Source organism: Streptomyces pseudoechinosporeus, assembly GCF_054783935.1.
Genome location: NZ_BAAGPS010000005.1, coordinates 109,938 through 130,501, shown reverse-complemented (window position 1 = coordinate 130,501; position 20,564 = coordinate 109,938). Strand labels below are relative to the sequence as shown.

The following is a 20,564-nucleotide window of genomic DNA, read 5'->3' as shown; positions in this document are numbered from 1 at the left end:
GGCGATAGCGTGGCGTGGCAAGGAGTGCTGCGGACACACTGGGCGGGTTCATGCGGATGCGGTTCGAAGCCGGGGCCGAGGACGAGTTCGAGGCGGCGTGCGGGCTGTTGGTCGACCGGCTGGTGCGGTGGGCCGGGGAGCAGGGGCTGCCGGTTGACGGGTTCCTGGCCGAGGCGGCGCTGGAGTACCGGCACCGGGCCACCGCCGACGGCCGGCTGGGGCTGTGGGAGCCGCGGCATGTGGACGAACTGCTGCTGCACTGGCTGCCCCAGAAGGTCACCGAGCTTCCCGGGGAGGAACGCGGCGACGCCCCGAGCACGCTGCGTACGCTGCTGCGCTATCTGCACACCGCGCAGCTGGCGGACCCGCGTGGCCCCGCACTTGAGGACTCCCTCGTGGCGGTCGACACGGCGGCTGAGCAGTACGAGGCGGCGATGGCGGACCGCAGTCGCTGGGGTCTGGCGAAGTTCTGGACGACGACGGCTGCCGAGCAGGGCGTGGACATCCTGGACGAGGCGGCGTTGCAGCGATTCGCGGAGCGGGCGCAGCGCGAGGAGGTCGCCTACGACGAGGACGCCCTCGACGCGATCATGGAACGGCGGCTGACCGGCCGCCTGCTGTCCGATGCGGCTCGCGCCGAGCCGCAACTGCCCGTGGCGCTTCCCCCGGACGGCGAACTGCGCCGACAGGCCGAGGCGTCGGCGATTGTGGCGCAGTTGCGCGGGCTCGCCGAGTGGGCGGGACGCGAAGGCCGCGCGGTGACGGCGGCGGGGCGGCTGCGGATGGCCGATGCCCGCGAGCTGGTGGACATGCTGGGCACCGGCGACAAGGTCGAGGGAGTGCGCTCCTCGGCGGACCTGCCGCGGCTGGGGCTGCTGGTGGAGTGGGCGAAGAAGGCGCGGCTGGTCCGGGTGGCCAAGGGGCGGCTGTACGCGGTGGCCAAGGCCCGGCCGGTGCTGGCCGATCCGCTTCAGCTGTGGCTGCGCGCCTTCGACGCGTGCTTCGAGCTGCGGCAGGCGCTGATCGGGGCGCGCAGCGGCTGGCATGTGGAGTCGATGCTGTTCGATGTGTACGAGGACATGCTGGAGGATGTGCTGAACACGCTCTACAGCCTGCCGTACCCGATGCCCTGGCCGCGGCTGCGTGACTCCGTACACCTGGGCTACCGGGCAGGCTTCCAACTGGATGGCGGGTCGGACTTCCAGCATCGGATGTGGTTCGAGCACGCCGACCGGGACCTGCGCACGGTGCTCGACGCGCTGGGGGATCTGGGTGCGATCGAGCGTGACCGGGGGATGGCCGATCCGGTGTTCCTCGAGGTCGACCTCTCCGACTCCGGGCCCGAGCTGCCCGCGGACATGCCGCCGGAGCTTGCGGAGCTCCTGGGTGTCGCGGGGACGGCAACGGACCCGGCGGCGCAGGAGCGTGCCCGCGCCCAACGTGAGGAGCTGACCGCCGGGCCGGTGGAACTGCTCCGTCTCACCGAGCTGGGCACCCGGGCCGTACGGCAGCGGCTCCTGGCGGTCGGCCGGGACGCACCGCTGATCGGCGAACTTGCCCAGGCCCCGGCGGCCGGTCTGCTGGGCGTGCTGGCCGACGACTACGACCCGGACGCCGCCCGTACAGAGCTGGCCGGCTGGCTCGCGGCCCACGGCGAGCGGGATGCCGCGCTGCGGCAACTCGTCGAAGCCGTACGGTCCATGCCCTTCCGTGTGCGTGCGCAGGCGATGCTCGCCGTACTGCTGACGGCGCTGCCGGACGGCGAGGGCGAGCGGCTGCTGCGCGGGCTGCGCGGCGATGCCCAACTGGCGCCGCTCGTCCTGAGCGCATTGGCGCACCATGAGCTGCTGTCCCCCGAGGACATGACCGACGCCGAGCATCTGCTGGTGCTCGCCGAGAGCCTGCTCCAGCTCGTGGAGCTGGCGGGCGGCAGGGACGGCGCCGAGGAGGCGCTGCGCGCCCAGGGTTTCGAGGCCAGGGACGCGATCGCCGCCGCACTGGACTCCGCGCACCCGGACCGGGCCGGGCTCGAAGAGCTCAGGCGGCTGGCGGCCCGGGCACGGGTTGCATCGGGGCGCCGCGCCCGCAACGCCCGGCGCACCGTGGGCAAGAAACGCCGCAAGCGACGCCGGTGAGCGGGGTACACGGGCGGGCTTGGCGACGCCGCCCTCGCCGACCGGCTGCGGATCGCCATCAGTGGGCGGGGCGCCTTCCGGCGCTTCAAGGACGTCCTCGCCCGTGACGAGCGCTCCTGGCGCCGGTACCACCGGTTCTGCGATGAGCGGCAGCGTGGCCGGGCCCGCGCCTGGCTGGTAGAGGAGGGCTATTGCCCGAGGCTCCCCGTACAGCGACTTTGACCCGCGCATGAGGCGGGAGAAAGCGGTCCGTGTACCGCTCCGACGCAGATGGAAAGCCCGCCGAGTCAGACCTTGGCGATGCGGACGCCAGGGCCGCACAGCATGCGGAGGTCCTCGGGGTCTGACGTCAGGATGGTCACGGGAGCGGGCGAGGCCAGTGCGGTGGCAGCCACGAGGGCGTCGAGGGCGTATTTGTGGCCGTGCAGGCCGGCTGCCGCGAGGAGTTTGCTGGCGTGGCGGGCGATGGCTTCGGTGGGCGGGACGATGTTCACGCGGGAGACGGCGTAGTCGAAGCGGGCCTGGTTGGTCTTGGGGTCACGGGCTTCGACGAGGGTGACGGAGCTGGTGATGACGCGGATGTCCTCGGCCTCGGCCGCAGCCAGCCATTCGGTGAGCTCCGGTGTGCGGCGTACGAGTTTGGACAGGCCTTCGCAGTCCAGGACGAGGATGCCGCTCATGCGGCGTCGGCCGAGCCGGCTGCGTCGCCGCGCAGGAGCGCCCGCTTGGCCTCGACCGCTGCCTGATTCACCGGCCCGTGCTCGCTCTCCGCGTCTTCGATGAGTTCGCGCAGCCGGTCCCGCTCGAGCTGGCGCTGGATGAGGGCTTCGACGTAGGCGGACATGCCGCGCTTGCCGGTGCGTGCCTTGAGGGCGGCGATGGTGCCTTCGTGGAGGGAGACGGAGACGGGACGTACGGGGCCTTCGCCGGGAGCGGGGTCGGGGGTGGTGGCCATGGAGCCACATTAACAAAACTCTTGTTATTGAGTGGATCGAGTGGCTCCCGCTACGCAGGGTCGGACTCGGTGAATGCCTGCCGGCTGTGCAGGAGCAGCTCACGCACTGAGGGGCTGTGCGTGCTCTTCCAGATCAAAGCGAGCAACGCTGGTGTCTCGATGTCATCGATGGTGCGTGCGGTGAGCCGGTCGCGGTAGCTCGCGGCCATCGAGTTGCTGAGGATGGCGACGGCGAGCCCGCGGGCGGCGAGGTCGGCAATGGCGTCCGCGGCGCTGGCTTGCAGCGCGATCGTGGGTTGGAGGCTCTGTGCCGCGCACGCCTGGTCGAACACCGTGCGTAGGCCGGTACCGGGTGGCATACACACGGTCGGATAGGCGACCACGTCGCGCAGAGTGACCCGCCGCTGTTTCGCCAAGGGGTGCCCGGCCGGAACTGCTACGACGAGCCGCTCGCTGATGATTGTCAGCGCATCCAACCCGTCGGGGGTGGCGGTCGCGGTCCCGATGAGAGCCAGGTCGATGGTGCCGGCGCGTACCCCCTCGACGAGCCGGTCGGAGTTGTCCTCCAACAGTGAGATCTCCACGCCGGGATGCGCACGATGAAACGCGGCGAGGGCGTCGAACAGCGGCGTGAGCGTGCAGCCGATGACCATCCCGACCGTGAGCCGACCCCGGATCAGGCCGGTCACGTCACCGACCGCCCGGCCGACCGCCCCTGCTGCGGCGAGCGCGGCGCGGGCGTGTTCGAGCGCGGCCTTTCCCGCGACAGTAAGGGTGGCGGTACGCGCCGACCGGTCGAACAGCTCGGCACCGAGTTCCCGTTCCAGCTGGCGGATCTGGGCGCTGACGCCGGACTGGCTGATGTGCACCCGCTCAGCAGCCCGGGTGAAGTTCTGCTCTTCGGCGACTGCGACGAAGTACTCCAGCTGCCTCAATTCCATGACTACAGATTCTAGTTCCTAGCAAATCCATCTGTTGGATTTCTGGCGGGTGGACGACCACGCTGGGAAGCACTGAAGCCCGACATCAGGAGGAACCCATGCCGGAATACGAGAAGGCCATGCGGCCCGAGGACCTCACCCGCTTGTTCGTCGAACGATCCAATGCCGGTGACGCGGCCGGGGTCGCCGCACTGTACGAAGAGGATGCGGTGATGGCCTACCCGCCCGGCAATCAGACGGTGGGCCGCGAGGCGATCCGTGCGCTGTGGGAGAAGGTGCTGGCCAACCGTCCCCGCTTCGAACCGGAACAACCGCTGCCGACGCTGGTCAGCGGAGACATCGCCCTCACCTCGACCCCGCCGAAGGACGGGGCCGGTGCCCGGGCGCAGGTCGTCCGGCGCCAGCCCGACGGAAGCTGGCTGCGCCTGCTCGACCAACCCGAGTTCGTCCCTCCCACCCGCTGAGCCCCTCGACGCCCAGGCAACTGGCCGCCCGGGCGCGGGCCGCATCGGGCGCCGCGCCCGCAACGCCCGCCGCACCGCAGGCAAGAAGCGCAGCAAGCGACGCCGGTGACCAGGGCACACGGGCTGGGCCCACGGCGCCGCTGACCGGGGCACACGGCCCGGCCCGCGGCGTCGGGTGACCTGGTTGTTCCTTGACCCAGCTCGCCTCCAGTGACGGAGCGGTCACCGATTGTCAGACCCAGGTGTCACAGTGGGGAGCAGGGTGATCACGGGGGAGGGACATCATGACCGGTACGACAGCACAGCGCCTCACGCTCGAAGCGGCACGCAGGGAACTCGGCCTCAGGCGGGAGGAGTTCACCCTGGGGATCGAGCACGGCGTGATCCGTACGTGCTGGAGCGGGGGCGAGCTGTGCGTCAGAGCAGGCGAGGTCGTCCGATGGCGCGCGGCCCCGGGTGAACTCGCCGAGCTCACCCGCCTGGTGCACGCGACGGAGGCTGCCGGGCTCGCGGGGATCAGCAGGCACCGCTTCGACCAGTTGGCGCGCGCCGGGGCCATCCGGCCGGTCCGGTCGTACACCAACCGCTATCACGCCGAGGTCTGGCAGTACTCGGCCGCTGACGCCCGCCAGTTGCCCGAGCGCCGTCCCGAGCTGCTCGGGGCCCGGCTGCCCGGCCCCTACCTGGCCGAACTGGCCTCTGGCGCCGACCGCCGGGCCGAGGGCCACCGCTCGCGGCTTCGTGCCCAGGCGCTGCTGATGCTGCGTGACCCCTGGACGAAGGCCGCCGCGTGGTCGTACTGGTTGGATTCCGCACAGCCGCCCGTCGACGGTGGGCAGTTCAGCCAGGCCGAGGCCGTCCATCTGGAAAGGCGTGCCGCGGAGGAGGGACTGACCGAAGTGCTGGGCTCGCATGCGAATCCCGTCACTTCCGAGGAGCAGGCAGAGGCTGCCCGGCAGTTCAAGGCCGCGCTGCGCAGGGCCCGGCGCAGTCGCCCTGCGCCCGAGCTGGTTGCCCCGTCCGATGCGGCGGCGCGACTCGGTTGCGCTGTGGAGCAGATCCCGGACGAGTACCGCGACCGCGGCGTCCCCGTGGATCTTCTCGAGCAGAGCGTGGCTGATGGCCTGGCCACGGTGCCCGCCCCGGCGCGGGTCGCGGCGGTGCGTAAACAGCGGGACGCGCAGCGCCGGAAGGACGAGCGGCAGGCGGCCCGGGAAGCAGAACAGGCCGCCAAGCGGCTGCGAGAGGGGCGCGAGCACGCAGCCGCCGCGCGTGCCCGCGCCCACGTCCGGAACGGACAGCCGACCCCAGGGTCACCTTCCACCTCGTTTCCTCGCAGGGTGCCCGGCCTTCAGGCCGGGGGCGAATGCGAGCTCCTGCGGAGCAGGGCAGGAATAGCCGTTACGCCCCCTGGGCGGAACGGCGTTCACCATCCGCGACAGCGCGTCGCACGAGATACAGCAACTCGGCATTGACGGAGCGGTCGTCGTCGGCGGCGAGGGCCTTCAGCTTGGCGTACAGGTCCTCGGGGATACGGAACGTGAAGTTGACCATGACCTCAGTATGAGGCTAGATTGAGGCCATGTCACGTTTCCGGATGTACCCGACGCGCGCGCAGGAAGAGCAGATGCTCTTGCACTGCGCGCACGCCAGGTACGTGTGGAACCTGGCGGTCGAGCAGCACTCGCACTGGCGCAAGGGACGCAAGGCCGCGCCCGGTTTCGCCGAGCAGTGCCGCCAGCTCACCGAGGCCCGGCGCGAGAACGCATGGCTGCGCGAGGGCAACGCCGACGTGCAGCAGCAGGCGCTGAAGGACTTCACCAAGGCCAAGAACGCCCGGTTCACCTCCGGGTTCGGCGAGCCGACCTGGCGCAGGAAGTTCGTGCACGAGGGCTTCCGCGTCATCGGCACCGACCGCATGCCGGAGTCCGAAGGGGACGGATCGCCGAAGCTGAACGCCAAGACCGGCAAGCAGGTCATGGGCCGCTCCGTGGTGGTGCAGAAGCTGAACCGCCGGTGGGCACAGGTCAGGGTGCCCGGCTGCGGCTGGGTGCGCTTCCGCCTCACCCGGGCCGAGGTGCCCGCCGCGAAGACGTTCCGCGTCACCTACCGCAACGGCCAGTGGCACATCGCGTTCGCCGCCATCCCCGAGCCGATCGCCGCGCCCGCAACGGGCGAGGTCATCGGCATCGACCGGGGCGTCACCATCACCGCCGCCCTCTCCGACGGCCGCACCCTCAACTGCCCCCAGCTCACCGTCAAGGAGCGGGCCCAGATCCGCAAACACCAGCGGCGCGCAGCGCGGGCGGAAAAGGGCAGCCCGGAGAAGTCCGCCGCCTACGCGAAGGTCGCCCGGCTCAAGGCCCGCGAAGCGGACCGGCGCAAGGACTGGTGCGAGAAGACCAGCACCATGCTCGCCCGCACCTGTGACCTGATCCGGTTCGAGAAGCTCAACATCAAGAACATGACCCGCTCGGCCAAGGGCACCGTCGCCGAACCGGGCACGAGCGTCCGGCAGAAGGCCGGACTCAACCGGGCCATCCTCGCCCAGGGCTGGGGCCTCCTGCGTCAGCGCACCGAACACAAGGCCCCCGGCCGCGTCGAGGACGTACCCGCCCCGTACACCAGCCTGCGATGCAGCGCCTGCGGATGGATCGAGAAGAACTCGCGCAAGAGCCAAGCCGAGTTCGTCTGCGTATCCTGCGGCTTCACCTGCAACGCGGACACCAATGCAGCAACCAACGTCGCGGCAGGACAGGGCGGGATCCCCCGCCCCCGGCGCTCAGCCGGTGCCGGAGGGGTGACAGCGGCCACCGGCCGTTCGAGCGCCCGTGAACCTCAACCCGCACGGGTTGGAATCCCCCTCTTTTAAGAGGGGGAGGATGTCAACTGGGCCCCACCAGCTCCGGCAAGACACACGACGCCATCGCCCTGCTGGCCGCCCGCGCCGAGGCCGGGCGGAGTGGCGTCTACGCGGCGCCGCTGCGCATGCGGTCATGGCAACGCCGGTGTGGAGGACACCCCGCGTTTCCCTCCTCTGTCCCATCCCCTTCCCCCTCGCCAACCAGCGTGCATGCCAAGTGCGTTGACCCGCTCCAGGCGTACCAGCACAATGATCCCGCACTCATGAGAGCGCTCTCACACTCCGCAAGGGAGACCCATGACCGGCAGACAAGGCCCAGGGCCCAGCCGCCGTACGCTCATCGGTACCGGCCTCGGTGCCGCCGCCGCAGTGCTCACCGCGGCGGTCGGCTCCGGCGCGGCCCACGCGGCCGGATCCGCGGCGGCCGCCGGGACTTCCGCCCAGCGCCGGGGGTACGCCTTTCTCGCCGCCGCCATGGATGCCTATCCCGACCACGGCAGCATCCGCCTGACCCAGAGCTACACCGACCAGGCGGGCCTGTTCAGCACCGCGTTCACCTACGACAACGCCCTCGCGATCCTGGCCCACCTCGCGGCACGTACCGCTGACGGCCGGGCCAGAGCCGGGGTGCTCGGCGACGCGCTGCTCTATGCCCAGGCCCACGACCCCGCGTACGACGACGGCAGGCTCCGCCAGGCCTACAACGTAGGGCCGTACACCTTCTTCGACGGTTCGCGGCAGCCGGACGGCTTCGTACGGGCGGACGGCACCGCCAACGTCGGCACTCAGTTCGGCTTCACCGGCACGGCCGTGGGCGACATGGCCTGGGCGGGCATCGCGCTGAGCGCACTGGCCCACCGGACCGGGGCCCCTCGCTTCCTCGACGGTGCCGTGCGGATCGGTACGTGGATCGAGCGGACCGGCCGTACCGACGAACCCCTCGGCGGCTACAAGTTCGGGGTCAACGGGGCCGACGAGAAACTGCCCTTCACCTCGGCCGAGCACAACACCGACCTGGTCTGCCTCTTCGGACGGCTCGCCCGGCTCACCGGCGACCGGGTGTGGCTGGAGCGGCGCGCGCGTGCCGAAGCCTTCGTCAGGAAGATGTGGGAGCCGTCCGGCGGCTTCTTCTACACCGGCACCAACGACGGTGTGACCGTCAACAAGTCGCCGATCCCGGCGGACACCCAGACCTGGACCCACCTCGCGCTCGACTCGCGCTCGTACTCCCGGTCGCTGGACTGGGCTGCGGCCGAGCTGGCCGTTCTGGACCACGCCGACCGGCCCAACAGCACGGTGCCGGCGGGCCAGACGTACGAGGGAGTCACCTTCAGCTCCGCCAGTCTCCTGGCGGACGAGGATGCCCCGATCGCCGAGTTCCAGCCCAAGCCCGACCGGAACGGCGTGTGGTTCGAGGGAACGGCCCACCTCGCGCTCGCCCTGCGGGACCGGCACGGTCGTGGCGACGAGGCGCGCGCCCATCGGCTGATCGCCTCCATCGAGCGGGCCCAGGACCTGCTCGGCGGCGACCAGACCGTCGGCGGCAGGGCGCTTCCCGCGCGGGCCGGGGTCGTCTCGGCGAGCAGCCCGCTCGACACGGGTTTCGGCTTCGGCTACTACCCGTACCGGCACACGGGGGCGACCGCCTGGTACTTGCTGGCGGCGGCACGCTCCAACCCGTTGCGGGCCTGACCGATGGCGGGCCCGGGTGTGACCAGAGGCTGGTTGGCGGTGGGTATTGGCCTTGACCAGGAGTCGATATCATCTGCCGCAGATTTTGATATCGTGAGGGTCTTGGGGGCACCCGGATCGAGGAGGACGCATGGCGCGAACCGTCATCGATGTCGACGATGAAATGCTCGCCGAGGCGGCTGAGATCTTTGGCACCACGACCAAAGTCGCGACCGTGAACGCGGCCTTGGAGGACGCGATCAAGCGGCGGAAGCGTGCGTCGTTCCTGGGCTGGCTCGCGGAAGGCGGGCTGCCTGACCTGACCGGCCCGGTCGAGGCGGCTGACGAACCCCATCAGGCCGCATGAGTGACCGCTTCCTCATCGACAAGTCCGCCCTCGCCCGCTACCCGAAGCCGGCCGTCCGCGCAGTGATCGACCCGCTGCACAACGCGGGTCTGCTGGCCGTGTGCGGGGCTGTCGAGCTTGAGGTCCTGCACAGCACCCGGTCCAAGTCGGACGCGGAACGCATCCGCGACGAGATGCGGGGTTTCGACTGGCTGCCGACGCCCGACGAGGCGTGGGACCGGGCGCTGGACGTGCAGACGAGGCTGATCGCGACGGGGAACTGGAAGGCCCTGTCGGTCTCGGACCTGGTCATCGCAGCGACCGCTGAACGCAATGGCGTAACCGTCCTGCACTACGACGGCGACTACGACATGATCGCGAGCGTGACCGGCCAGCCGATGCGCTGGGTCCTCCCGCCCGGAACAGCTGACTGACGGCCACGGCCTTCGGACGCCTCAAGGCGCCAGCCGCTCAAGCCAGCCGAATCACCGGCTGCCGGTCCAGGACCACGGTGTGGCGGCGCAAGTCGTACGCCGTCACTGTCAGCCGCTTGTGGGTGTCGATGCGGAACTCGAGGCGGAAGCGGTCCTCGCCCGCGGTGGCCGGAGGGTTGGCCTCCAGGAACGTGGGGCTGTCCTCGTTGAGCCAGAGCATGGAGCGCTGCTGGCGTTGCTGAGGGGTGACTGCCACGGTGCGGGCGCCGCCGCCCGCGTCGAAGGCGATCTCCAGGTCGGCGCCGGCGTCGCGGTAGGTGGCGTGGGCGAGTTCGTAGACGGCCAGACCGAGGCGGCGCTGGCCCTCGTGCACCGCCTTGACCGTGAGGGTTTTCACCGGGTCCTCGGTGGGATAGGCGGTGCCCGCCTCCACCAGGGCCTCGAACTCGTAGGCGCCGGTGTCGCGGTTGACGTGCCGGATGGCGTAGTCGTGCTGGATGTGGTCGTACAGTTCGCTGCCGCCCGCGATACCGGCCGCGCCCGCCGCCACCGCCTCCAGCGGGCGGTCGAGGCGTACGACCTCGGGGTCGAAGTGCAGATGCACCACGTCCTGCACGGCGGGGATGAGGCAGCTGCCGCCCACCAGGAACACCTGCCGGATGTCGTCGACGCCGTAACCGCGGGCCGAGGCCGCGTCCAGGCAGGAGCGCAGCGCCTGGTTCACCCGGCGCAGTACGCCCTTGTCGCGCAGCAACGCGTCGAACTCGCCGCGGGTGACGGTGACTTGGTGCTCCGCGTCGGTGCGTGCGGCGCGCGCCGTGATGGTGGCGTGCTCGGCGGTGGCCAGGGCGCGCTTGGCCTGCTCGGCGGAGGCCAGGAGGCGGCGGAACACCTGGTTGCGGCCGATCTGGTCGCCCTGCGGCAGGGACAGCTGGGCCAGGGCGTGCTCGGCGAGGAGCGCGTCGATGGTGTTGCCGCCCAGGTCCAGGCCCTTCTTGGCGAGGGTGCGTACGCCGGCGCCGGACCCCGCCGCGTCGGGTTCTTGCACCCGTACGACCGAGATGTCGAGGGTGCCCGCGCCGAAGTCGAACACGGCGAAGGCGTCGCCGGGGTTGAGCCGGGCGCTGTAGCCGACGGCGGCGGCGGTCGCCTCGTCGACCACCCGCAGCCGGGCGGTGGGCAGCCCCTCGCGTACCTCCCGCACCAGCCAGTCGCGGTATCCGTCGAAGGACTCGACGGGCGCGGTGGCCACGATCTCCAGGTCGTCGTCCTCCACGGTGAGCAGGGCCAGCGCCATGATGTCGCTGAGGAACTGGGTGGCCGCCTCCCGCCCGGTGATCTTGCGATCGCCGACCGGGCGGGCCGCGTCATAGACGTGCCCCGCGACATTGATCTTCGTGGAGGCGAAGACGGTGACCCCGGCCGTCTCGTACAGATCCGGAGCGACCTGCGCGCCCAGGCGCCGCGTACCGCCGTCGTCGAAGTAGGCGATGAGCGAGGGCACGACCCGCTGGGTGGGACCCGGCCCGGCCTCGCGCAGCACGTCGACACCGGGCAACGGGATCGGGACGCCGCGGCCCGCCTCGTGGTCCCAGCCCGCCACGACGGTGTTGGCGGTGCCGAAGTCGATGCCTATACGGGTGGTCATGCCTCTCCCTTACGTTCCTGACGCTCGCTTACGTTCCAGAGCCTCGCCCAGCTCGATCTCGTAGCCCGCCGGGGCCGGCACTCCCGTCGCCTCGCCGATCCCGACATCGTGCCGGAAGCGGTGTTCCAGGCATGTCCGCAGCAGACCCAGCGCCTGCCGGGACGATTCGTTCAGGACCGGGTGCTCCATCACCGCGACCACCTTGGTCAGGTCCTTGTGGGTCATCACGCCCATGGGTTCGGCGATGAAGGGGCGAAGGGTGAGGGCGGTCAGGACGTAGATGTCGACGGTGCCCTCCTCCAGGCCCCCCACCGCCAGTAGGTCTCCTCTCGGTGACACCTGTGCGCAACGCGCCCTGGCACGAGGGTTGTCGGCGAGTAGGGGGACCTGCTCGGACACAGGATCTTCGGGCATGAGCGTGTCAGGCGTCGGCGGTACGTCGAGGAGTTGGAGATGCGTTCCCGTAACGGCGAGGAACCGTTTCAGTGCGGGTGACCAGGCGAGGTGGACCGGGGATGTCCCGTACGTCCAGGGACGGGTCGTGATCGGCGCCTGTGAGGTCGCGAGGGGGTCGTGCCACACGTGCAGGCCGCCGGAACCGGTGCCGCAGACAAGCGCGGAAGGTGAGATGGCGGCCGACTGTATGCCGTCTCTCAAGGTTCCGGGGCGAATGAGACTGTTCAGAGCAGGGTTGGCGAGGTCGGCGACCACGATGTTGCCGGTTGCATCGACCAGGGCGATCAGCCGCCCCTCCGCATCCACTGCGGAGGTCCGCGGACGGGTATGCCTCTGCCCGCGCAGCATGCCGCTGTCGGTGAGAGGCCCGTCGGAGCTGCCGACGAACAGCGTCCATCCGGTCACCGTCTGGGTGTCCGCTGCGGTCACGATGAAGGCACGGTCTCCGGCGATGCGCTCCACGCCGCGTACATCGACGGGCCGGTCGTCGAGCGCCCGCGTGCCGCTCTCGTCGGCGTAGTGAATCTGCTTGTCCGCCACGACGATCATGGCGTCAGAGCCCAGATGCGCGATCCGCTGTGCCGGATGTGGGAGCTCGTCGTCCAGCCACACCAGTGTCAGGCTGCCGAGATCCACGATCCCGGCGCAATGTTCGGTTCCTCGCCCGGCGAAGGCGAGTTGTGTGCCGTCCGGGGAGAAGTCGAGATGGTCAACCGCGATCGACTGCTCATCGGTGTCGGTCGGCCAGATCCGGGTGCGGGGGATGGAGTGGAGCGAACCTGCGTCGGCCAGGCTGTCCACGAATCGGGTTACGGCATCCGACTCCGCGGCACGCAGTGCGTCGAGCGGACCTGCGCCGGCCAGGGCGCCCACGAATCGGCGTACGGCATCCGGGTCCGCGGCACGCAGTGCTTCGAACACGCGGCGGTCGTCCTCGCCGGACGGCCGCCAGTCACCGAACTCGTCGGCCGTCCGCACCGCTTCGGGCAGCGGCATCAGCAGCGTGAGGGACCACAAGCGGTCCCAGTCCCGCCGATCTGCCAACTGCTGTACCAGGTACTCACGTTCATGCTCGTCGAGGGAGGTGAAGTCCTCCTGCTGGGAACCCTGTCCCGCCAGCACACGCAGCACATCCAGGATGCCGAGTCCGCTCATCGCGTCCCGCAGAGCCGAGCGGTCCTCGGCGGAAGCAGCCCGGTAGCCGAGCGCCAGGAGCGAGCCGTCGGGGTCCAGCGCCCGGTACTGCTCCAGCTGCCCGGTACGTACGAAGAACATGGCGCGCTGGACCTGATCGGCGGGCGCGAGGTGGTGCTCGGCGCAGAAGGCCGCCGCCTCGGGCGAGTTCAGTGCCGCCGCACAGAACAGGTCGACGGTTTCGGGTTCGACCGGCGCGAGCAGCCGGGCCCGGGCATGTTCTCCGATCGGGTGGTCGAAGCGGAGCGCGGCATCGACGAGCGTGCCAGGTTCCAGGGGTACGTCGCTGTCGTCGGCGCCGAGTGCCAGGCGGCTGAGGGAGCGCACTCGGGGCTCGGAGGTCGTCGGGGCGGGGCCCCAGCGCCGCAGCAGTGACCACAGTTGGGCACCGTGCTGGTCGAGCCAGTCCTGCCACGCGGCGTCAACGAGCATGGTGGGTACGGGTGTTGAGCCCTGCGCGAGTCCCGCCACAAGGGGAGAGGCCCACCGTTTCGGCGACGGGCCGGACACCGACGGTGTCAGCCACAACCGGAGCACCGCCTCTTGGCCGTGGGTCTCCATGGCGCGGGAGACGGCGCGCAGGGCCGCGGGCGCGCCGGAATCCGCCGCACGCAACACGGCACCGAGGGCCCGGCGGCCCAGCTGGGAGTCCGGGGTGGCCCGCAGCCGCAGCACCAGCACGGCGATCCGTACCCCCATCGGCCTCACTCCGTCCCTTCAGCGCCGAGCGCGATGTCGTGCGGCCCTCCCGGGGACACCGGGCTGGTGCCGAGAGCGATGTCCGCGCCGAAGCGATCCTCGAGCGCGCGCGCCAGCAGATCGAGCGTCTCCTGCACCGCGGGGTCGCCGATCTTCGGGCGCAGTTCCCGTATGCGCTGCACATCGTGCGGTCCGGTGTACAGCAGGGGCTGTTCCAGCAGTTCGCGTGCGGAGGGCAGATGAGGGCTGTGCACCTCGAGGCCGCCTGGGGCGCTGCTCTCGGGTTCGCCGTGCGCCTGTGCGGAAGTGACGATCATGTCTCCGTACGCGGACACCGCGACCGGCGGCCGGCCCTGGGCATGGCCCAACGAGTAGAACACCGAGGCGAAATGAGCGTCGAGGGGATGTTCCCGTAGCCCCTCGAAGGCTTTCCGAAACGCCGCATCTCCTCTGCTGCCTGCCGCGAGGGTCTGGATCCTGTCGAACGCGCCCTGGTACGAGGGATGTCCGGCATCGTGCGGCATGCCATGGGATGCCGAGAGGAGCTGAACCTTGCTGGGTTCGTCATCCTCGGGCATCGGGATGAACGCCAGCGCATCCGGGCCGAGGAAGCTCATCGCGATCGCGCCGCCGTGCTTGTAGTGGAGCACGGTCCCCTGCTCGTCCACCACGAGTATCCAGCCGTAGGTGGAGATCGCGATCAGCCGGGATTCCGGCAGCGTCGCGATCCAGCACTTGACAAGCTCTGGAAGCCGACGCCCGGGGAGCGCGCCGGCCTCCTCGGTGATCCGGGGAACGGAGACGTACCGGGGCCAGAAGACGCCGCGGTCGAAGAAGACGAGCCCGGCCGTCGTGACCGCGACAACACCCGTGCTCGCCCGGCCCATTCCCGACATCACCTGCGGGCGCGCCAGAGGCAGCGTGTCGCATGCGGGATGGACACGGGTGATGGCATCACCGTCATGACGCCACCACAGCAACGAATCCATCCGGTAGAGCTCGTCGCCCAGATGCAGGATCGAGGTGGCCTTCATTCCCGGCGTGAGGACGCCCTTTGCCAGCCCACGCTCTGGCTGCCCGTCAAGAACGTGCACGGTGCTTTCGCCGGTCGCGAGCCGCACGGTCTCCATCAGATCGGTGGGAGTCGGCAGAGCGGTGGAGGCGGGCATGCCGGGCAGCGTCTGCGGCGCGGCCACGGCAAGTTCGGCCTGGTCCGGGGAGAAGGAAACCGGTCCTCCTGCTCCGCCGGCGCACGAGGTCACTCTCTTTCGGGGCAGCCTCTCGATGGTGGCGGCCAGCCGCTCGGGAGGGATTTCGGCAAGCGCGGTGAGGAGCGCCCCTCGCTCATCGGCGGGCAGGACACGCGCGGTTGCCGCGGCCTTGGCCAAGGGCAGGTCGAGCGCGAGCCGGCGCAGCTCGGCCCAGCGCCGGTGCTCGGCCAGTTGGTGGCCGAGGTAGTCGAGTTCGGCGTACGACATCTCGGCGATCCGGTCGCGCTGGTCGCCGGTGACCACCACGCGGATCACTTCGGGATCGACCTCTGCGGCCATGACCGTACGCAGCTGATCGCGGAGGTCCGGGGCCGCGGCCCGGTAGGCCAGGGCCAGCAGCGCCCCCTCCGGATCCAGCGCCCGGCTCTGGTCGCCCTGCCCGATGAGGACCAGATACGCGGCGGCGTCGGCTGGCTCCTCCGGTGCAGCAGCCAGCAGCTCCTGCACATCGGCCTCGGGCAGATCGGCGGCCACGGCCCGTACCGCCTCCTGCGCGGCCGGATCACCCTCCGCGCACTCCCGCACCAGCCGCTGCCACGCTCCCCGCGCCCACGGCCCCCGGGATCCGTCCGACCGCCGCCGCGCGGCCCGCCGCATCAGCCGGGCTGCTCTTTCCGTGCTGAGCACCATCGCCCCCTACACCTCGCCCAGCTCGATCTCGGAGTCCCCCGCGAGCGCTGTACCCGCCGTGTCCCCTATGCCCACGTCGTGCCGGAACCGGTGCTCCAGGCAGGTCCGTAGCAGCGCCAGCGTCGTACGGGACGCCTCGTCGAGCAGCGAGTGCTCGTGCACCTCGACCACTTGTGCAAGTTCTTGATGGGTCATCAGGCCCATGGGCCGGGCGATGAACGGGCGCAGGGTGAGGGTGGTCAGGTCGTAGAGGTCGATGATGCCGTCCGAACCTCCCACGGCCAGCACGTCGCCCTTCGGCGACAGCCGCGCGATGGGGTCGATGCGAACCTCGTCGGCAAGTGACATTCGCTCGGATACGAGCTCGTCGGGCACGGGAGCGTCGCGGGTCGGCGGCACATCAAGGAATTCCAGGTGCGGCTCGGAGGTGAAGTTGACCGCGACGAACCGGTTCAGTGCGGACGACCATTCGAGGGCGGTGGGACAGGTCGCCCTTGACCAGGCTGGGATCGTCATCGACGGTTCGGTGGAGGTGAGCGGCTCGTGCCACACTTTCAGGTCGCCCGCGTCGGTGCATCTGACGAGGGTGGAAGGCGACAGGGCGACGGGCGGTGTGGGGATGTTTAGCTTCCACGCTTCCTGGTCGTCTTTGATCTTGTTCACCACAGCGCTGCCGAGGTCGGCGACCACGGGATATTCGGGGTATTCCACAAGTTCGCCGTCGAATACGGCGACGAACCTGCCGTCGGGATCCACCGCGGCGATCAGTGGTCTGAAGTCTTCGACCAGATCGTCCAGTACTCCGCTCGCGACGAGGTCGCCGAAGGGCCCGCCGATGAACAACTCCGGACGCTTGTGACCACCCGCGTCGCCGACCACTGCGGACACGGCGAAGGCGAGGTGTCCGGCAATCCGCACCAGGCCGTGGAATCCGCGGGCGCCCGGGTCAAGTGTCTTTACGCCGATGCGGTCCACATAGTGGATCTTTGCCGTGCGGGAATAGGCCAGGTCCATGTCGTACAGACCGTCCTCCGTGACAACCATGGTGTCGGAGCCCAGATGCGCGACCCGGTGCAGCGGAAGGGTGAAGTCGAAATGCAGCCGCGACAGCGTTCGCGAGCCAAGGTCGACGATCCCCGCCCAGGGGATCGTTTCGCCCCGAAAGCCGCCCACCAAAGCGAGTTGGCTACCATCCGGCGAGAAATCGAGGTCAACGATATCGCTGAGCCGCTCGTCGAGGTCAGAGACCCTGATCCGGGTGTGCGGGACAGGCGAAGGCTCGGGCGCTCCGAGCAGGGTGCTCGCGGAGCCGTCCACAGTCTGTGGATCCGCGGCGCGCAGTGCCTCGAAGACACGGCGGTCGTCCTCGCCGGAGGGCCGCCAGTCGCCGAACCCGCGGACGGCCATCACGGCCTCGGTCAGCGGCAACAGCAGGATGAGGGGCCACAGGCGTTCCCAGTCACCCAGATCAGCCAACTGCCGTACCAAGTAGGCGCGCTCCTGCCCAGTGAGCGAAGCGAAGTCGTCCTGTGCGGAATGCCGGCCCGCCAGCACCCGCAGCGCGTCGATGCCGCCGAGTGCGGTCATCGCCTCCCGCAACGCCGAGCGCTCCTCGGCGGAGGCGCCCCGATACCCGAGCGCCAGCAACGCCCCCTCAGGATCCAGCGCCCGGTACTGCTCGTGCTGACCGGTCCGTACGAAGAAGACGGCACGCTGGACCTGATCGGTGGGCGCCAGGTGGTTCTCGGCGCAGAAGGCCGCCGCCTCCGGCGAGTTGAGCGCCGCCGTGCAGTACAGGTCGATGGCCTCGGGGGCACCCGGTGCGAGCAGCCGGGCCCGCGCCCGCTCACCGATGGGGTGATCGAAGCGGGTGGCGGCATCGGCGAGCAACCGCGCGTCGACAGCCACGTCCTCGTCGCCCAGCGCGAAACGGCTGAGGACGCGTACCTTCTCGCTCTCGGAGGCCGTTGCTGCGCGGTTCCAACGCCTCAGCAGTGACCACAACTTGGCCTCGTGGACATCGAGCCAGTCGCGCCAAGCCGCGTCCACGAGCACATCGGGAACAGGCGTCGAATCGGCCAGCAGCTCTGCCACGAGCGGGGAGTCCCACCGCCGCCGGTTCGGCCCGGCCACCGGCGGCTCAGCCCAGGTCCGCCAAACCGTCTCAGGGCCAGGGGAGTTGAGGGCATCCGCGACAGCGCGTACGGCCGTCGGCGTACCGGAGTCGGCCGCGCGCAGCACGGTCACCAGAGAGCTGAGGCGCCACCGGGATGCCCGCCCGAGCGGTAGCCGCAGCATCAGCACAGCGATCCGTAGCCGCATCGGCCTCACTCCGTTCCGTCCCCGCCGAGGGAGAGGTGTCCGTCCCCGCCGAGCGCGATGTCGTGGTCGGACAGGATCGCTGTGTCCACCTCGTCCCCGATGCCGATGTCGTGCCGGAAGCGGTGGACCAGGCAGGCCGACAGCAGATCCAGTGCCTGCCGGGCCGTGTGGCCGAGGTCCGGGTACTGCTGGAGCCTCGTCACTTCCGCCAGGTCGTGGCGTCGTAGGGAGCCCATGGTCCTGGAGGCGACCCAGTCCTGGGGCGTGAGGTCGTACAGGTTGACGGTGGTGCCCTCGCCCGCCACGGCGAGGACGTTGCCCTTGGGCGACAGGCGTGCACAGGGCGGCTGTACGCGACCGGTGCCGACGAGTTCGATCCGCTCGTGTATGAGCTCGCGGGGCATGGGGGTGTCGGCGGTCGGCGGCACGGCGAGGATCTCCAAGTGCCCGTCGTTGACCGTCAGGAACCGGTGCAGGGCGGGTGACCAGGCGAGGCCGGTCGGCAGCCGTTCGCCGGACCAGGTGCGGGCCCTGGCCCAGCCCTGGGGTATGGCAGGTGTCTGCCCGGTGGTGAGCGGGTCGTGCCACACGCACACAGCGCCGGAGAGATCGATGCGGACCAGAGCGGAAGGCGAGAAGGCCGCGTCCCAGCCGTGAGCCTCTTTTCCGACGACGGAGCGGCCGAAGTAGAGCCTGTTGCCCCTCCCGTCGGCGAGGTCGGTGACCACGACGTCGTCCGGGCCGAGGGCCGCGATCAGCCGGCCGTCGGGGTGCACAGCGGTGACCCACGGATGGACCCCGGACATCCGGCGAGGCACACGGCTCTCGGCGAGCGGCCCGTCACCTTCGCCGACGAACACCTGGAACTCCATATCCGGGCCGGACGACCGCCGCAGCGCACCCACCATGAAGGCCTGTTCCCCGGCGATGCGCTCCAGACCGCAGTAACGGTTCGCTTGGAAATCGAGAGCCCGCGCCCCGCGATGATCGACGTGGTAGAGCTTCTTACCGTCCGCCGGCCCGACCGCCCTCGAGTAGTCCTCGGCGACGACGACGGTGTCCGGGCCCACATGCGCGACGTGGGTCAGGCGATGCCGGAATTCGGTGTGCAGCCGCGAGACCTCCTTCCTGCGGAGGTCCACGACTCCCGTCACGAAGTGGCGGTCCTGGATGCTCGCGACGTAGGCGATCTGCCTCCCGTCCGAGGAGAAGTCGAGGTCGTGGACGGCGAACGTCGTCGGGTCACCGCCGAGCGTGACCGGAATGGGCTCGATGCGCGACGGCATGGACGACACGGCGCTCAGCCCGTCGTTGACGACCGCCGGGTTCGCGGTCCGCAGTACCTCGAAGAGTTCGTGGTCCTCCGCGACGGACGGCCGCCATCTGCCGAACACCCGGACCGTGGCGACGGCCTCGGGCAAGGTCATCAGCGGGACCAGCCGCCACAGCCGCTCCCAGTCGCCCCGTTGCCTCAACTGCCGTACAAGGTAACGGCGTTCGCCTTCGCTGAGGGCGACGAAGTCCTGCCGCTCGTTACGCTGCCCGGCCAGGACCCGGAGCGTGTCGATACCGCTGAGGGCGGTCATCGCGCGCCGCAGCTCCGCCCGTTCCTCCGCCGATGCGCCGCGGTAGGCGAGGCCGAGGAGAGTGCCGTCGGGGTCCTGCGCCTCGTACTGCTCCTGCTGTCCGGTGCGTACGAAGAACACGACGCGCTTGACCTCGTGGGCCGGGGCGAGATGGTGCGCGATGCAGAACGCCGTCGCCTCGCGCGAGTCCACGGCTGCCGCGCAGTACAGGTCGACGGTCTCCGGACCGCCTTGCGCGAGCAGGTGGTTACGGGCCGTCTCGCCGATGGGGTGGTCGAAGCGAAGGGCGGTGTCGACCAGCAGACGCGCATCCACCGACACCTCGTCGTCGCCGAGCGCCAGCCGGCTGAGCACACGCGTGCTGTAACCGGCCCCGGCCCTGGCGGGGAGTTTCCATTGCTCCAGCAGGGACCACAGCGCTGCGTCCGCCTCGTCCAGCCAGGTCTTCCACGCGAAGTTGACGACCCAGCCGGGAATCGTCGAGGCATCGGCCCCCAACTCCGCCAGGACGGGGGAGTCCCAGCGTCGGGGCGGCGTTCCGGACACCGACTCCGACGGCCGCAGCCAGGCCGACCAGACGGCTTCGGGTCCCTTGGAACTGATGGCCCGTTCGAGGGCGCGTACGGCCGCCGGCTTACCGGAGTCCGCCGCGCGCAGCACGGTCTCCAGGGACCAGGAGCCCAGCCGGGACCGCTCCCCGAGATACAGAAGCAGCAGCAAGGAGGCGGACCACAGCCGCATCGCGCTCACCCGCCCTCCTCCCGGCCCCACAGCCCCACCAGCGTCGTACAGGACCTCCGGGACCGGTCCCGGAGCCCGGCCTCCCACCGATGAAGTCGAGCTGCATCCCGGTGTACCGCCGATCCCGGCCGACGGGCGGATGGAACAGCCCGAGGGTGTGGGTACGACCACCGCCGGAGCCCGAGCCGGCTTCGTCACCCCCGGGGGC

General features: G+C 70.3%; 16 protein-coding genes. 7 read left to right on the top strand and 9 right to left on the bottom strand.

Annotated elements, in window-relative coordinates:
• Nucleotides 1-50 precede the first annotated feature (50 nt).
• Complete coding sequence (locus ACYVO6_RS07235) at nt 51-2,135, top strand: hypothetical protein (protein WP_461058455.1); 2,085 nt, start codon at nt 51-53, stop codon at nt 2,133-2,135.
• Between the two features lie 287 nt (nt 2,136-2,422).
• On the opposite strand, the gene ACYVO6_RS07230 is transcribed toward ACYVO6_RS07235, so the two are convergent.
• From ACYVO6_RS07230 to ACYVO6_RS07220, 3 genes are read right to left on the bottom strand one after another with little or no spacing between them, the layout of a single operon-like run.
• A complete protein-coding gene (locus ACYVO6_RS07230) occupies nt 2,423-2,815 on the bottom strand; it encodes a type II toxin-antitoxin system VapC family toxin (RefSeq protein ID WP_461058453.1) in 393 nt (130 codons plus the stop codon).
• The gene (locus tag ACYVO6_RS07225; protein WP_461058451.1) at nt 2,812-3,090 is read right to left on the bottom strand and encodes a hypothetical protein; all 279 of its coding nucleotides are present in this window, start codon (nt 3,088-3,090) and stop codon (nt 2,812-2,814) included. Before ACYVO6_RS07225 ends, ACYVO6_RS07230 begins: the two co-directional genes overlap by 4 nt.
• 50 nt (nt 3,091-3,140) lie before the next feature.
• Entirely contained in the window at nt 3,141-4,031 is an 891-nt protein-coding gene (locus tag ACYVO6_RS07220; RefSeq protein WP_461058449.1) for a LysR family transcriptional regulator, read from the bottom strand.
• 98 nt (nt 4,032-4,129) lie between these two features.
• On the opposite strand from ACYVO6_RS07220, the gene ACYVO6_RS07215 reads away from it, so the two are divergent.
• Together ACYVO6_RS07215 and ACYVO6_RS07210 are read left to right on the top strand one after the other, a co-directional pair.
• Nucleotides 4,130-4,495 carry a YybH family protein gene (locus tag ACYVO6_RS07215; protein ID WP_461058447.1) on the top strand — a complete coding sequence of 122 codons (366 nt, stop codon included), beginning with the start codon at nt 4,130-4,132 and terminating at the stop codon, nt 4,493-4,495.
• A 284-nt stretch (nt 4,496-4,779) separates the two neighbouring features.
• Nucleotides 4,780-5,970 carry a DUF6397 family protein gene (locus ACYVO6_RS07210; protein ID WP_461058445.1) on the top strand — a complete coding sequence of 397 codons (1,191 nt, stop codon included), beginning with the start codon at nt 4,780-4,782 and terminating at the stop codon, nt 5,968-5,970.
• On the opposite strand, the gene ACYVO6_RS07205 is transcribed toward ACYVO6_RS07210, so the two are convergent.
• Nucleotides 5,897-6,049 (bottom strand): Arc family DNA-binding protein, encoded by a 153-nt coding sequence (locus ACYVO6_RS07205; protein ID WP_461058443.1) that lies wholly within the window; start codon nt 6,047-6,049, stop codon nt 5,897-5,899. The two genes, ACYVO6_RS07210 and ACYVO6_RS07205, sit on opposite strands and share 74 nt — an antisense overlap.
• A 28-nt stretch (nt 6,050-6,077) precedes the next feature.
• Between ACYVO6_RS07205 and ACYVO6_RS07200 the strand changes: the two genes are divergently transcribed.
• From ACYVO6_RS07200 to ACYVO6_RS07185, 4 genes are all read left to right on the top strand, one after another.
• Nucleotides 6,078-7,367 carry an RNA-guided endonuclease InsQ/TnpB family protein gene (locus ACYVO6_RS07200; RefSeq protein ID WP_461058441.1) on the top strand — a complete coding sequence of 430 codons (1,290 nt, stop codon included), beginning with the start codon at nt 6,078-6,080 and terminating at the stop codon, nt 7,365-7,367.
• A 288-nt stretch (nt 7,368-7,655) separates the two neighbouring features.
• Nucleotides 7,656-9,050: a Tat pathway signal sequence domain protein gene (locus ACYVO6_RS07195; protein WP_461058439.1), complete on the top strand. Its 1,395-nt coding sequence runs from the start codon at nt 7,656-7,658 to the stop codon at nt 9,048-9,050.
• A 130-nt stretch (nt 9,051-9,180) separates the two neighbouring features.
• Nucleotides 9,181-9,396 carry a type II toxin-antitoxin system VapB family antitoxin gene (locus ACYVO6_RS07190; protein WP_461058437.1) on the top strand — a complete coding sequence of 72 codons (216 nt, stop codon included), beginning with the start codon at nt 9,181-9,183 and terminating at the stop codon, nt 9,394-9,396.
• Nucleotides 9,393-9,809, top strand: coding sequence for a PIN domain-containing protein (locus ACYVO6_RS07185; protein WP_461058435.1), 417 nt, complete (start codon nt 9,393-9,395; stop codon nt 9,807-9,809). Before ACYVO6_RS07190 ends, ACYVO6_RS07185 begins: the two co-directional genes overlap by 4 nt.
• Before the next feature lie 37 nt (nt 9,810-9,846).
• On the opposite strand, the gene ACYVO6_RS07180 is transcribed toward ACYVO6_RS07185, so the two are convergent.
• The 5 genes from ACYVO6_RS07180 to ACYVO6_RS07160 are packed head-to-tail and all read right to left on the bottom strand — an operon-like array spanning nt 9,847 to nt 20,365.
• A complete protein-coding gene (locus ACYVO6_RS07180) occupies nt 9,847-11,457 on the bottom strand; it encodes an Hsp70 family protein (RefSeq protein WP_461058433.1) in 1,611 nt (536 codons plus the stop codon).
• 9 nt (nt 11,458-11,466) lie between these two features.
• Nucleotides 11,467-13,806, bottom strand: a complete 2,340-nt coding sequence (locus tag ACYVO6_RS07175) for a WD40 repeat domain-containing protein (RefSeq protein WP_461058431.1) — start codon at nt 13,804-13,806, stop codon at nt 11,467-11,469.
• Between the two features lie 5 nt (nt 13,807-13,811).
• Complete coding sequence (locus ACYVO6_RS07170) at nt 13,812-15,707, bottom strand: hypothetical protein (RefSeq protein ID WP_461058429.1); 1,896 nt, start codon at nt 15,705-15,707, stop codon at nt 13,812-13,814.
• Between the two features lie 6 nt (nt 15,708-15,713).
• Nucleotides 15,714-18,029 carry a hypothetical protein gene (locus ACYVO6_RS07165; protein WP_461058428.1) on the bottom strand — a complete coding sequence of 772 codons (2,316 nt, stop codon included), beginning with the start codon at nt 18,027-18,029 and terminating at the stop codon, nt 15,714-15,716.
• Between the two features lie 5 nt (nt 18,030-18,034).
• Nucleotides 18,035-20,365, bottom strand: a complete 2,331-nt coding sequence (locus tag ACYVO6_RS07160; RefSeq protein ID WP_461058426.1) for a WD40 repeat domain-containing protein — start codon at nt 20,363-20,365, stop codon at nt 18,035-18,037.
• Between the last annotated feature and the right edge of the window lie 199 nt (nt 20,366-20,564).